12 protein-coding genes are annotated in these 13763 nt (G+C 71.3%); 9 read left to right on the plus strand and 3 right to left on the minus strand.

The features are described 5' to 3' along the window. The first annotated feature begins 169 nt into the window (after positions 1-169). On the plus strand, positions 170-1759 hold the full coding sequence (gene serA, locus ACQPXS_RS31845) for a phosphoglycerate dehydrogenase (protein ID WP_433452742.1): 1590 nt from the start codon (positions 170-172) through the stop codon (positions 1757-1759). A 59-nt stretch (positions 1760-1818) separates the two neighbouring features. Here the strand turns inward: serA and ACQPXS_RS31850 are convergent, their stop codons facing one another. Beyond that, the gene (locus ACQPXS_RS31850; protein ID WP_433452743.1) at positions 1819-3372 is read right to left on the minus strand and encodes an MFS transporter; all 1554 of its coding nucleotides are present in this window, start codon (positions 3370-3372) and stop codon (positions 1819-1821) included. 97 nt (positions 3373-3469) lie between these two features. Between ACQPXS_RS31850 and ACQPXS_RS31855 the strand changes: the two genes are divergently transcribed. Continuing rightward, positions 3470-4063 carry a TetR/AcrR family transcriptional regulator gene (locus tag ACQPXS_RS31855; protein ID WP_433452744.1) on the plus strand — a complete coding sequence of 198 codons (594 nt, stop codon included), beginning with the start codon at positions 3470-3472 and terminating at the stop codon, positions 4061-4063. Positions 4064-4086: 23 nt separating this feature from the next. Here the strand turns inward: ACQPXS_RS31855 and ACQPXS_RS31860 are convergent, their stop codons facing one another. Next, positions 4087-5406, minus strand: a complete 1320-nt coding sequence (locus tag ACQPXS_RS31860; RefSeq protein WP_433452746.1) for a PucR family transcriptional regulator — start codon at positions 5404-5406, stop codon at positions 4087-4089. A gap of 164 nt (positions 5407-5570) precedes the next feature. On the opposite strand from ACQPXS_RS31860, the gene ACQPXS_RS31865 reads away from it, so the two are divergent. The 3 genes from ACQPXS_RS31865 (at position 5571) to ACQPXS_RS31875 (ending at position 8820) form a co-directional block, all read left to right on the plus strand. Continuing rightward, positions 5571-6497 carry a proline dehydrogenase family protein gene (locus ACQPXS_RS31865; protein ID WP_433452748.1) on the plus strand — a complete coding sequence of 309 codons (927 nt, stop codon included), beginning with the start codon at positions 5571-5573 and terminating at the stop codon, positions 6495-6497. Between the two features lie 39 nt (positions 6498-6536). Beyond that, positions 6537-8168, plus strand: a complete 1632-nt coding sequence (pruA, locus tag ACQPXS_RS31870; RefSeq protein WP_399175025.1) for an L-glutamate gamma-semialdehyde dehydrogenase — start codon at positions 6537-6539, stop codon at positions 8166-8168. 112 nt (positions 8169-8280) lie between these two features. Beyond that, entirely contained in the window at positions 8281-8820 is a 540-nt protein-coding gene (locus ACQPXS_RS31875; protein ID WP_433452749.1) for a GNAT family N-acetyltransferase, read from the plus strand. 7 nt (positions 8821-8827) lie between these two features. On the opposite strand, the gene ACQPXS_RS31880 is transcribed toward ACQPXS_RS31875, so the two are convergent. Then, entirely contained in the window at positions 8828-9820 is a 993-nt protein-coding gene (locus ACQPXS_RS31880; RefSeq protein WP_433452750.1) for a zinc-binding dehydrogenase, read from the minus strand. Between the two features lie 103 nt (positions 9821-9923). Between ACQPXS_RS31880 and ACQPXS_RS31885 the strand changes: the two genes are divergently transcribed. From ACQPXS_RS31885 to ACQPXS_RS31900, 4 genes are all read left to right on the plus strand, one after another. After that, entirely contained in the window at positions 9924-10832 is a 909-nt protein-coding gene (locus ACQPXS_RS31885) for a LysR family transcriptional regulator (protein ID WP_433452752.1), read from the plus strand. 222 nt (positions 10833-11054) lie between these two features. Next, positions 11055-11186, plus strand: a complete 132-nt coding sequence (locus ACQPXS_RS31890; RefSeq protein ID WP_107100810.1) for a hypothetical protein — start codon at positions 11055-11057, stop codon at positions 11184-11186. An 89-nt stretch (positions 11187-11275) separates the two neighbouring features. Next, positions 11276-12319: a 3-isopropylmalate dehydrogenase gene (locus ACQPXS_RS31895; protein ID WP_356317606.1), complete on the plus strand. Its 1044-nt coding sequence runs from the start codon at positions 11276-11278 to the stop codon at positions 12317-12319. Positions 12320-12565: 246 nt separating this feature from the next. Then, positions 12566-13654 (plus strand): branched-chain amino acid aminotransferase, encoded by a 1089-nt coding sequence (locus tag ACQPXS_RS31900; protein WP_351812520.1) that lies wholly within the window; start codon positions 12566-12568, stop codon positions 13652-13654. The last annotated feature ends 109 nt before the right edge of the window (positions 13655-13763 follow it).

A 13763-nucleotide genomic window follows, 5' to 3' on the forward strand; every position in this document is an offset into this window, starting at 1 on the left:
CGGGTGATCCTTCCGTGGAGGCGCAAGACGCCCTGCGCCACGCCACTACACTGCTGAACAAACACGCGTCAGGCCCACAGCGTCGTGCGTCTTCCGCGGCTAGCCCCCCTCCTCCGCCTGCGGCCGTCGGGACGGCCGTCCGCATGCTTTGGACTTGTGAGGACCTCACGTGAGCTCGAAACCCGTCGTACTCATCGCTGAAGAGCTGTCGCCCGCGACCGTGGACGCACTCGGCCCGGACTTCGAGATCCGGCACGCCAACGGAGCCGACCGAGCCGAACTGCTCCCCGCCATCGCCGACGTCGACGCGATCCTGATCCGCTCCGCCACCAAGGTCGACGCCGAGGCCATCGCCGCGGCGAAGAAGCTCAAGGTCGTCGCCCGCGCTGGCGTCGGCCTGGACAACGTCGACGTCTCCGCCGCCACCAAGGCCGGCGTGATGGTCGTCAACGCCCCGACCTCCAACATCGTGACCGCCGCCGAGCTGGCCTGCGGTCTGATCCTCGCCAGCGCCCGCAACATCCCGCAGGCCAACGCCGCGCTGAAGAACGGCGAGTGGAAGCGCAGCAAGTACACGGGCGTCGAGCTGGCCGAGAAGACCCTCGGTGTCGTCGGCCTCGGCCGCATCGGCGCCCTGGTCGCCCAGCGCATGTCCGCCTTCGGCATGAAGGTCGTCGCCTACGACCCCTACGTCCAGCCCGCCCGCGCCGCCCAGATGGGCGTCAAGGTCCTCTCCCTGGACGAGCTGCTGGAGGTCTCCGACTTCATCACCGTCCACCTGCCCAAGACGCCCGAGACCCTCGGCCTCATCGGCGACGAGGCGCTGCGCAAGGTCAAGCCGAGCGTGCGCATCGTCAACGCCGCGCGCGGCGGCATCGTGGACGAGGCGGCGCTGTACGCGGCGCTCAAGGAGGGCCGGGTCGCCGGCGCCGGCCTCGACGTGTACGCCAAGGAGCCGTGCACCGACTCGCCGCTGTTCGAGCTGGACCAGGTCGTGTGCACCCCGCACCTCGGCGCCTCCACCGACGAGGCGCAGGAGAAGGCGGGCATCGCGGTCGCCAAGTCCGTCCGCCTCGCCCTCGCCGGTGAACTGGTGCCGGACGCGGTCAACGTCCAGGGCGGTGTCATCGCCGAGGACGTCAAGCCCGGTCTGCCGCTCGCCGAGCGCCTCGGCCGCATCTTCACCGCGCTCGCCGGGGAGGTCGCACACCGCCTCGACGTCGAGGTCTACGGCGAGATCACCCAGCACGACGTGAAGGTGCTGGAACTGTCCGCCCTCAAGGGTGTCTTCGAGGACGTCGTCGACGAGACGGTGAGCTACGTCAACGCGCCGCTGTTCGCGCAGGAGCGGGGCGTCGAGGTCCGGCTGACCACCAGCTCCGAGTCGGCCGAGCACCGCAACGTCGTCACCGTGCGCGGCACGCTCGCGGACGGCGAGGAGGTGTCGGTGTCCGGCACGCTGGCCGGTCCGAAGCACGTCCAGAAGATCGTCGCGGTCGGCGACTACGACGTCGACCTGGCGCTCGCCGACCACATGGTCGTCCTGCGCTACGAGGACCGTCCCGGTGTCGTCGGCACCGTCGGCCGCATCCTCGGCGAGGCGGGCATCAACATCGCCGGCATGCAGGTCGCCCGCGCGGTCGCCGGCGGCGAGGCGCTGGCCGTGCTCACCGTCGACGACACGGTGTCCGCCGGCGTCCTGAGCGAGGTCGCCTCCGAGATCGGTGCGACGTCCGCCCGCTCGGTGAACCTCGTCTGACGCATCGACAACGCCGGACGGGCTGAGGAATCTCAGCCCGTCCGGCGTTTTTCCGTGCCCTACTTCCGCGTGCCCTGCTCGTCGTCCCGCATCTCGATGGTCCGCAGGGTCAGCGCCGCCCCCACCGCCGCCAGCACCAGCAGGGCCGCCCCGGCGATCGCCGCGCCCTGCATGCCCGTGGTGAAGGCCTCCCGGGCCGTGGCGAGCAGGGACTGACCGGCCGCGCCGGGCAGCCGGGCGGCCGTGGCGAGGGCGTCGCCCAGGGTCTCGCGGGCCGCGGCCGGGGCGGTGGCGGGCATCGCGTGGCGGTAGACCGCCGTACCGATCGAGCCGAGGACCGCCATGCCGAGCGCGCCGCCGAACTCGGAGCTGGTCTCCAGCAGGGAGGAGGCCGTGCCCGCCCGCTCCACCGGGGCGCCGCTCAGGGCCAGGTCGGTCAGCTGGGAGACGATCGCGACCATCCCGCAGGCGAGGACACCGGCCCCGGCCAGCGCCAGCCACAGCGAGTCGGTGCCGACGAGGGCGAGCATCGAGTAGCCGGCCGCCATGGCCGCGAAGCCGCCCGCGACGACGTACCCCCGGTTGACGCCCCGCTGGATGAGCTGTGCGGTGACCGGACCGGCGAACCCGATGAACACCGAGGGCAGCAGGCTCCACAGGGCCGCCGACAGCGGGCTCTTGCCGAGGACCGACTGCAGGTACTGCGTGGTGAAGATGGCCGAGCCCATCATGGCGAGGGCGGCGACGAGGTTGAGGACCAGTGCCGGGGCGAAGCCGTGGCCCTTCAGCAGGGCGGGCGGGATCAGCGGGGAGGCGCTGGTGCGCTGCCGGTGGACGAACAGGGCCGTGAAGAGCAGGCCGACGGTGACGGAGACGACGTACAGCGGGTGCCAGCCCTCGGAGGGGATCTCCTTCAGGCCGTAGATCACGGGGAGCACGGCGGCCATCGACAGCGGGACGCTCAGCCAGTCGAAGCGGCCGGGGCTCGGGTCCTTCGACTCCGGCAGCAGCACCGGGCCGAGGAGCAGGAGCAGGGCCATCGCGGGCAGGTTGACCAGGAAGACCGAGCCCCACCAGAAGTGCTCGACGAGGATGCCGCTCATCACCGAGCCGAGCGCGATGCCTCCGGTCATCACCCCGGACCACAGACCGATCGCCTTGGCCCGCTGGCCGGGGTCGGTGAACATCGTGCGCAGCAGCGCCATCGTCGACGGCATCAGCGTCGCCCCGCCGATGCCGAGGATCGCGCGGGCCGCGATCAGGGTCTCGGCGGTGTCGGCGTAGGCCGCGAGGAGCGAGGCGCCGCCGAAGGCCGCGGCGCCCGTCAGCAGGAGCTTGCGGCGGCCGATGCGGTCGCCGAGGGAGCCCATGGTCATCAGCAGGCCGGCCAGGACGAAGCCGTAGATGTCGAAGATCCACAGCTGCTGGGTGCCGCTCGGGTGCAGGTCCGCGGCGATCGCGGGGGTCGCGAAGTACAGGACCGAGACGTCCATCGAGACCAGCAGCAGCGGCAGCATCAGTACGCCGAGAGCGGTCCACTCGCGCCGCCCGGCGCGGACTGGGGCGGCGCTGTCGGCGCCGACGGAGGTGGTGGTGCTCGTCGAGTTCGTCATGGCAGGGACTGTACGGACGTCTTAAACGCTTGTCTAGAACGATTGTATAAGTCACGCGTCTAGGACGGCTGTATGGATCGGCGTTAGGCTGTGGGCCATGGGACACCGTGAGGATCTGCTCGAAGGCGCCAAGCGCTGCCTGCTGGAGAAGGGGTTCCTGCGCACGACCGCGCGGGACATCGTCAAGGCGTCGGGCACCAACCTGGCGTCCATCGGCTACCACTACGGGTCGAAGGCCGAGCTGCTGGTGCAGGCCTACATCTCGCTGATCGAGGGCGTGGGGGAGAGGTTCGAGCCGGGGCTCGGCGGGACGGTGACAGAGCCTCCGGGGTCGCTGGAGCGCTTCCAGGAGGTGTGGACGAGCGTCCTCCGCACGGTGCCCGAGTCACGGGCGATCTGGATGCTGAGCTTCGAGCTCATGTTCCAGGACGAGCGGCTGGAAGAGGTGCGCAAGCTGCTGGCCGAGGCTCAGGAGGGGGGCCGCTCGGGGCTGGTGGCGATGTTCAGCGGCATCCCGGAGTCCGATGTCGACAAGGAGACCGTCGACACCGAGGGCCGCTTCTACCAGACCCTCCTCAACGGCCTCATGGTCCAGTGGCTCTTCGACCCGGACTCGGCGACCACCGCCGAGCAACTCACCGAGGGCCTACGGCGGATCATCGCGGCGACGAGCACGGGCGGCACCCGGTGAGGCCCTGCGCCGAGAGGGCGGGGTTACAGCCGGGCCCGCTTCAGCGCCATGTGCAGCAGCAGTCGGTCCTCGCCGTCGTCCAGGTCCAGGCCCGTCAGCTGCTCCACCCGGGACAGGCGGTAGTACAGGGTCTGCCGGTGGATGCCCAGTTCGGCGGCCGTGCGGGCGGCCTGGCCCGCGCAGTCGAGGTAGACCTCGGCGGTGCGGGCGAGTTCCCGGTGAGCGGGGGAGAGGAGCGGGCCGACCACGGGATCGTGCGCGGCCCGCGGCGGCAGCGCGGTCAGCAGCCGGTACGGCCCGATGCGCGCCCACTCCGCGACCGGCCCGAACCGCGGCTCGGCCAGCGCGGCGCGCGTGGCGGCGGCGGCCTCCTGCCAGACCGCGCCCAGCTCGGCGAGGCCGATCCGGGCGTCGCCGACCCCGGCGGCGCATCCGGCACCCCCGCCGCCCCCGACCGCACCGGCGAATCCCGCCGCGGCCGTCCGAGCCCCGGCCCCGCGCGCCGCATTGCCCAGCGCCGGAACACCAGCGCCTGAGCCTGCCCCGCCTCGCCGCCCCCCGCGAGCCGCCTCCGCCTCCTTCAGCAACCGGCCGGCCGCCGCCAGCGCGGGCGCGGTCACCTCGGTGGCGCGGAGCCGTACCAGCAGCGCGAGGCTCTGTTCCGAGGCGCCCCAGGGCAGCGTGCACAGGGCGGTGGCGTGCGGGATCGTGCGGGCGGCGGGGGCGTCGTCCGGATCGGGTGACGGCCAGGGGGCCACGCAGACGAGGGTGAGCGGGCCGTCGGCGCGGGGGCCGAGGGCGGTGCGCAGTTCCGCCACCGCCATGTCCTGCTGCCAGCCGGGCTCGGCGGTGAGCACCGCCCGCAGCTCCCGGCTCAGCCCGGCCCCGGCCTCCGCCTCGTCCGCGAGCAGCGCGCCGATCCGGCCGGCCACCTCCATCGCGGCGGCCAGCTGGGCATCCGTCGGCCCGGGATCGCCGTCCAGCAGCCAGACGTAACCGAGGACGACACCTCGATGGCGTACGGGCAGACAGATCCGGCCGCGGTACACGCCCGCCTCCGGGCTCGGCGGGATCCGCACCGGGCCGGTCGCGCGGGTGATGCCGAAGCCCTCGAACCACGCCCGGACCGTGGCCGTGGAGCGCCGGGTCAGGATCGAGCGGGTGCGCACCGGGTCCAGCGCGGTGGGATCCAGCTCGCCCTCGCTGTCGTACGCCCCGAAGGCGATCAGCTCGAAGTCGCGGTTCTCCAGGGTCGCCGGGACCCCGAGCAGCTCCGAGATCTCGTCCACGAGCTCCTGGTAGTCACCCTTGAAATCCGCCGCCACTCGGGCATTCTCCCTCATTTTCCGGCCGCCTTCATACATCTGTCTGAGATCCGGTGCACGGATGCGTGACAGCTGTCGATGGCCCACGATCGGAGAGATCCTTAGGTTTCACGGTGGTTCTCCGTGCCGTACCCGAAGCGTTGGGTAATGGCCTATTTGATGCTTGTCTGTGGAGGTGCCCCGTGCTGGGTCCCGTGATTCTCGCCGCGTCGCGCAGCGACCGGATGCGACGCCTGATCTCGGCGGCCCCGGTGACCAAGCAGGTCGTCGACCGCTTCATCCCCGGTGAGACCGTCGACGACATCGTTCCGATCATCAAGGACCTGACGGCCAAGGGCCTGGAGCTGACGATGGACGTCGTCGGCGAGGACATCACCACCCCCGAGCAGGCCGCCGCGGCCCGGGACGCCTACCTGCTGCTGATCGACCACCTCAAGGAGCTGCAGCTCGGCGAGAAGGTCGAGATGTCGGTCAAGCTGTCCATGTTCGGCCAGGCGCTTCCCGGCGGCCACGAGCTCGCGCTCGCCAACGTCCGCCCGGTCGTCGAGGCCGCCGCCGCCATCGGTACGACCGTCACCCTCGACGCCGAGGACCACACCACCCTCGACTCGATGTTCGCCATCCACGAGGAGCTGCGGAAGGACTTCCCGCAGACCGGCTGCGTCATCCAGGCCTACCTCTTCCGCACCGAGGCCGACGCCCGCCGCCTCGCCGCCGCCGGCAGCCGCGTCCGCCTGGTGAAAGGTGCCTACAAGGAGCCCGCCGAGGTCGCCTACCAGCAGAAGCACGAGATCGACAAGGCGTACGTCCGCGTCCTGCGGATCCTGATGGAGGGCGAGGGGTACCCGATGATCGGGTCGCACGACCCGCGCCTGATCTCCATCGCCCAGGAGCTGGCCCACAAGGCCGGCCGCAAGCTGGACGAGTACGAGTTCCAGATGCTGTACGGCATCCGCGGTGACGAGCACCTGCGACTGGCCGCCGAGGGCCACCGCATGCGCGTCTACACCGCCTACGGCACCGACTGGTACGGCTACTTCATGCGCCGTCTGGCGGAGAAGCCGGCGAACCTGCGCTTCTTCCTCCGTTCGATGGTCAGCAAGGGCTGAGTCCGAACACCCGCTCACGTACAAGGAGTCAAGGAACCTATGGACGCTGTGACCCAGGTCCCCACCCCGGTCAACGAGCCGGTGCACGGCTACGCCCCCGGCTCGCCCGAACGCGCCCGGCTGGAGGCCAAGCTCAAGGAGCTGGCCGAGAACCCGATCGACCTGCCGATGACCATCGGCGGCGAGAAGCGGATGGGCGGCGGCGAGCCGTTCCAGGTCGTTCAGCCGCACAACCACAAGGCCGTCATCGGCACCCTGCGCAACGCCACGCAAGCGGATGCCAAGGACGCCATCGACGCGGCCCTGGCCGCCGCCCCGGCCTGGCGCGCGATGTCCTTCGACGACCGTGCCGCGATCATCCTGCGCGCCGCCGAGCTGCTGGCCGGCCCCTGGCGCGAGACGATCGCCGCCTCCACCATGCTCGGCCAGTCGAAGACCGCCCAGCAGGCCGAGATCGACACGCCGTGCGAGCTGGTCGACTTCTGGCGTTTCAACGTGCACTACGCCCGCCAGATCCTGGCCGAGCAGCCCCCGGCGAACTCCCCGGGCGTCTGGAACCGCCTGGACCACCGCCCGCTGGAGGGCTTCGTCTACGCGATCACGCCCTTCAACTTCAGCGCCATCGCCGGCAACCTGCCGACCGCGCCCGCGCTGATGGGCAACGTCGTCGTCTGGAAGCCGTCCCCGACGCAGACCCACGCGGCCGTGCTGCTGATGCAGCTGCTGGAGGAGGCCGGTCTGCCCAAGGGCGTCATCAACCTCGTCACCGGTGACGGCATCGAGGTCTCCAAGGTCGCCCTGGAGCACCGCGACCTGGCCGGTATCCACTTCACCGGTTCGACCAAGACCTTCCAGTACCTGTGGAAGACGGTCGGCACCAACATCGAGAAGTACCGCTCGTACCCGCGTCTGGTCGGCGAGACCGGCGGCAAGGACTTCCTGGTCGCCCACCCGAGCGCCGACCGCGCGGTGCTGAAGACCGCCCTGACCCGTGGTGCCTTCGAGTACCAGGGCCAGAAGTGCAGCGCCACCTCCCGCGCCTACATCCCGGCCTCCATCTGGAACTCTGGCTTCAAGGAGGAGTTCGCGGCCGAGGTCGACTACCTCACCATGGGTGACGTCACCGACCTGTCGAACTTCATCGGCGCCGTGATCGACGACCGTGCCTTCGCCAAGAACAAGGCCGCGATCGACCGCGCCAAGGAGGACCCGACCTGCGAGATCGTCGCGGGTGGCAGCTACGACGACTCGGTCGGCTACTTCGTCCGCCCGACGGTCATCGTCTCCACCGACCCGGAGAACGAGATCTTCCGCACCGAGTACTTCGGCCCGGTCCTCGGCGTCTACGTCTACGAGGACGACAAGTACGACGAGATGCTGGAGCAGATGGAGTCGGTGTCGGACTACGCCCTGACCGGTTCGGTCATCGCGAACGACCGCGCCGCCGCGGCCTACACGATGGAGAAGCTCCGCTACGCGGCCGGCAACTTCTACATCAACGACAAGTCGACCGGCGCCGTCGTCGGCCAGCAGCCCTTCGGCGGCGGCCGCGCCTCCGGCACCAACGACAAGGCCGGCGCCCCGCAGAACCTGCTGCGCTGGACCCTGACCCGCGCCATCAAGGAGACCCTGGTCCCGCCGACCGACTACTCCTACCCGCACATGGGCTGATCCTCGGCCCCCCGTGAACACGGGCCGGCAAGCCTGACCTCTGAGCAGGCTTGCCGGCCCGTTCCCATCCGCCGGCGGTTCTTCCTCGGCAGTCGGGTGGGACCATGACGCCATGACCGTCCGACTGCGTCTCGCCCACACCTGCGACCTCGACCCCGCCGAACTCGGCGCCGCCCGGGCCCTGTTGGACGAGGCGTTCGGCGGGGACCTCTCCGACGACGACTGGGATCACGGGCTCGGCGGGATGCACGCGCTCGTCCGGGACGGGCGTGGGCTCGCCGCGCACGGGTCCGTGGTGATGCGGCGCATCCGGCACCGGGGGCGCTGGCTGCGCACCGGGTATGTCGAGGCCGTCGCCGTACGGCCCGACGCCCGGCGCACCGGGCTCGGCGGACGGGTGATGGGGGAGCTGGAGCGGGTGATCGACCGGGCGTACGACCTCGGCGCGCTCTCCGCGAGCGAGGAGGGGGCCCTGTTGTACGCCGCCCGGGGCTGGCAGCAGTGGGGCGGGCAGGTGCACGTCCTGTCCCCGGACGGCATCGCGCGGCTCGAGGGGGAGGAAGGGGGCGTCTGGCTGCGGCCCGCGCTTGCCGGTCCCCTCGACCACGGCGGCGAGCTGGTCTTCGACTGGCGTGACGGCGACGTCACCTGAGGGCGCGTCAGGCCGCGCGGACCAGGATCTTGCCCGTGTTCCCGCCCCGCAGCATCAGCAGGAACGCCTCCACGATCCGCCCGAACCCCTCGACCACCGTCTCGTCCGCCGCCAGCGCCCCACTGCGCAGATGCGGTACGGCGAAGTCGTACAGCTCTTCCTGGGCGTCCCGGTGGTCCTTCACCAGGAAGCCCTCGATGCGCAGGCTCTTCTCGACCACATCGGCGTGGTCGAAGACGACGGGCGGGGCATCCGGGGTGTTGTACTGGCTGATCGTGCCGACCCGCACCACCCGGCCCCGCTCGCGCAGCGCGCCGATCGCCGCGCCGAGTTGCGCGCCGCCGACGTTGTCCACGAAGACGTCGATGCCGGAGGGTGCCGCCTCGGCCAGAAGGTCGGCGGCCGGGGCCGTGCGGTAGTCGAAGGCGGTGTCGTAACCGACCTGCTCCGTCAGGTACTTCACCTTCTCCTCGGTGCCCGCGCTGCCGATCACCCGGCCGGCGCCGAGCAGCCGCGCGAAACGGCCGGCCGCCGTGCCGACCCCGCCCGCCGCGCCGGAGACGAACACGTCCTCGCCCTCGCGCAGCCGGGCGATCCGGGTCAGGGCGACGTAGGCCGTCAGGCCCGTGCCGCCCAGCACGCTCAGATACGCCGGCAGCGGCACGCCCGGGTGGTGCGGGAGCCGGCGGACCTCCTCGGGGCGCACCACCGAATGCGTGCGCCAGCCCCGGCGGTGGAAGACGATCTCGCCCTCGGGCAGCTCCGGGGTGCGGGAGGCGGTGACCCGGCCCAGCGTGCGGCCCTCCAGCGGGGCGTTCAACGGGAAGTCCCCGTCCATCATTTCGCGGTGGTACGGGTCCACGGACCACAGCAGGTTCTCCACCAGGGCCGTGCCGGCCGCCGGTTCGGGCACCGGGGACTCGGCGAAGCGGAAGTGTCCGGCGGTGGGGAAGCCGGTGGGGCGGGCGGTCTGCTGCACGGTGAGCGCGGTCTCGGTCATGGCAGGGGACGGTAGGCAGGAATGCCGGACGCGGGCAGGGGGTTGGGCTCATGGAACGCGCCGATCCATGAAGCAGTCTCATAGACGCAGGTGGGAGCCCCGAATGACAGCGGTCGACCTTGCCCCGCAGGAGCTGAGGACCCTGGTCGCCGTGGCCGACGAGGCCTCCTTCTCCGCCGCTGCCGCCCGGCTCGGCACCACCCAGTCCGCCGTCTCCCACACCGTGCGCGGCATCGAACGGAAGCTGGGCGTCGTGCTCTTCGAGCGCGGCCGGTTCGGGGCCCGGCCGACGCCCGCCGGGGAGCGGGCGGCCGCCCATGCGCGACGGGTGCTGCGCATGCTGCAGGCGCTGGCCGCCGACGCCCGCGGGGCGGACACCGGCGAGCTCTCCGGGCCGCTGCGGATCGCCGCCTTCCGCAGCGCCGCCCTGCATCTGCTGCCGCCCGCCCTGGAACGGCTCGCAACACAGCACCCCGGCATCGAGGTGACCGTCACCGTCGTACGGGAACTGGGCGCCGGCGCCGCGGGCGAGGTCGCCGCCGGGCGGGCCGACCTCGGGATCGCCACCCTCAGCGGGCCGCCGCCGGCCGGACTGGTCGGCGGGGTGCTGCTGGAGGAGCCGTACTCCCTGGTGCATCCGGCCGGGCACCCCGATCCGCGCTCCCTGCCGCTCGTCGACTGGGCCGAGAACTGCGGCTCCTACACGCGTGCCTGGTGGGCCGCCCAGAACTGGATCCCGGCGGCGACCGTCAACGCCGAGGACGACGGGGCGGTGCTGTCGATGGTGGGCAGCGGGCTCGGCATGGCCGTCATGCCCGCGCTCTCCCTCACGGGGGCGCCGCCCGCCGTCGAGATCACCGACCTCGGGCCGGAACGGCCGTACCGCTCCGTCGGTTACGTCACCACCCCCGAGCTCGCCGCCACCAGCGCCGTACGGGTCCTGATCCGCACCCTGCGGTCCCTCGGAACGCCGTCACCCGAACACACGAAGGCCCAGCTCAGAGCGGTGTGACGGGGTCTACCGTCTCAGATAGTAGGAAGTCCGAGTAATTGTGCAGACAGAACCGGGTCGCTCCCTTAACTTTGTAGGAGCCGAACGTCTCGCTCGATCAAGCGAATGGCGGTCGTGAGCCGGGCCCGGTGCAGGCAACCCCTGCGGCCCTCGGCTCCCCGCCCCTTCCGGCGTCTCGTAACCCCTCATTGCCGCACTCCGTATGCGAAGGAGTCGATTCCCATGGCCGAGACGACCGTCCGCCGCCGAGTCCGCCACGTGTCCCGCGCGAGCGAGTCCGACCGCAAGAACGCAGCCGCCGCCCTCCAGCGCGCCCTCGACCGCCGCGACAACGGCGGCGAGACCGGCCACTGACACCTCGTCCGATGCCGTCCACGCCGCTCAGGTCGTCCATATGGCGGACGGGGCATGTCATTCCCTGGGACGAGGAGTAGGGTGCCCGCATGTCTCGCAGCATCAATCTCGCAGTGATCCCCGGGGACGGCATCGGACAGGAAGTCGTGTCCGAGGGTCTCAAGGTCCTCTCCGCCGTCCTGCCGCAGGATGTGAAGCTGGAGACCAAGGAGTACGACTTCGGCGCCAAGCGCTACCACGCCACCGGTGAGACCCTCACCGACGCCGATCTCGACGCACTGAAGCAGCACGACGCCATCCTGCTCGGTGCCATCGGCGACCCGTCGGTGCCGTCCGGCGTCCTGGAGCGCGGCTTCCTCCTCAAGCTCCGCTTCGCCTTCGACCACCACGTCAACCTGCGCCCGTCGAAGCTCCTCCCCGGTGTCGCCACCCCGCTCGCCGGCCAGCCGGAGATCGACTTCGTCGTGGTCCGCGAGGGCACCGAGGGCCCGTACACCGGCAACGGCGGCACCATCCGCAAGGGCACCGAGCACGAGGTCGCCACCGAGGTCTCCGTCAACACGGCCTTCGGCGTCGAGCGCGTGGTCCGCGACGCCTTCGCCCGCGCCCAGGCCCGCCCGCGCAAGAAGCTCACCCTCGTCCACAAGAACAACGTGCTGACCTTCGCGGGTCACCTGTGGACGAACATCTTCACCAAGGTGGCCAAGGAGTTCCCCGAGGTCACCACCGACTACGTCCACGTCGACGCGGCGACGATCTACCTCGTCACCGACCCGGCGCGGTTCGACGTCATCGTCACCGACAACCTCTTCGGCGACATCATCACCGACCTCGCCGCGGCCGTCTCCGGCGGCATCGGCGTCGCCGCGAGCGGGAACATCAACCCCTCTCGCGAGTTCCCCTCGATGTTCGAGCCGGTCCACGGTTCCGCGCCCGACATCGCCGGCCAGGGCAAGGCCGACCCCACCGCCACGGTCCTGTCCGTCGCCCTGCTGCTGCGCCACCTCGGCTACGACGGCGAGGCCGACCGCATCGACACGGCGGTCGCCGCGGACCTCACCGAGCGCGCCGCGCTGGGTGCCCGCAGCACCTCGCAGATCGGCGACGCGCTCGCCGCCCGAGTAGCCGGCTGACCCGGCGCACCACCCACCAAGCCGCCGGGTCGGACGACCGCCCGGCGGCTTTCCCATGTCCCCGCCGGGTGCCACCATCGACCCCTGGGCCGCTTTCACCCCCATTCCTTCCGCTGCGGGGCCCGCGCGATAATCGGACGCGGAGCCGCGGTATGAGGGAAAGCTCGGACGTCCTAACACTGACAGGTCGCAGTGACGGGGCGTGAGCGCGGCCCGTCACTACAACCGGTGAAGGACAAACCACTCATGACGACGCCCACGATCGAGCTCAAGCCCTCCGCCAGTCCCCTCGCCGCCGCCGAGCGCGAGGCGATCCTGGCCGACCCCGGGTTCGGCCGCCACTTCACCGACCACATGGTGACGATCAAGTGGACCGAGGGCCGCGGCTGGCACGACGCCCAGCTCGTCCCGTACGGCCCGATCTCCCTCGACCCCTCCACCCACGTCCTGCACTACGGCCAGGAGATCTTCGAGGGACTGAAGGCCTACCGCCAGCCCGACGGCTCGATCGCGCTGTTCCGCCCCGAGGCGAACGCCCGCCGCTTCCGCAACTCCGCCCGCCGCATGGCCATGGCCGAGCTGCCCGAGGAGCTGTTCATCGCCGCGCTGGACGCGCTGCTCACCCAGGACGCCGACTGGGTCCCGCCGCACGGCGGCGAACAGTCCCTGTACCTGCGGCCGTTCATGTTCGCCACGGAGGCCGCGCTCGGCGTGCACCCGGCGAACGAGTACCTGTTCATGCTCATCGCCTCGCCCTCCGGCGCGTACTTCGCCGGTGGCGTCAAGCCGGTCACCATCTGGGTCTCCGAGGACCACGTCCGTGCCGTCCCCGGCGGCACCGGCGACGCCAAGACCGGCGGCAACTACGCCGCGTCCCTGCTGCCGCAGGCCGAGGCCGCCGCGCACGGCTGCGACCAGGTCGTCTACCTCGACGCGGTCACCCGCACCAAGGTCGAGGAGAGCGGCAGCATGAACGTCGCCTTCGTCTACGGCGACCGGATCGTCACCCCGGAGCTGACCGGCTCGATCCTGGAGGGCATCACCCGCGACTCCCTCCTCCAGGTCGCCCGCGACCTCGGCTACACCGCCGAGGAAGGCGTGATCACCCTGGAGCAGTGGCGTGCGGACGCGGCCTCCGGCGCCCTCACCGAGGTCTTCGCCTGCGGCACCGCCGCCGTGGTCACGCCCATCGGCCACGTCAAGACCAAGACGGACGCCTGGACCCACGGCGACGGCACCCCCGGCGAGGTCACCCTCCGCCTGCGCGAGGCCCTGCTCGGCATCCAGCGCGGTGTGACGCAGGACAAGCACGGCTGGATGCACAAGATCGGCTGAGGTCCGCCGCTCCGGCCGCCCAACGGAAGCGAATGGCGCGCGCGTTCGAGGCGTACCCCCACTCCCGTCCGGGTATCCACCCCTTCCGCGGGGGCGCGTGCCCCCGCGG

It is taken from the genome of Streptomyces sp. CA-142005, assembly GCF_050942335.1.
Classification (GTDB): domain Bacteria; phylum Actinomycetota; class Actinomycetes; order Streptomycetales; family Streptomycetaceae; genus Streptomyces.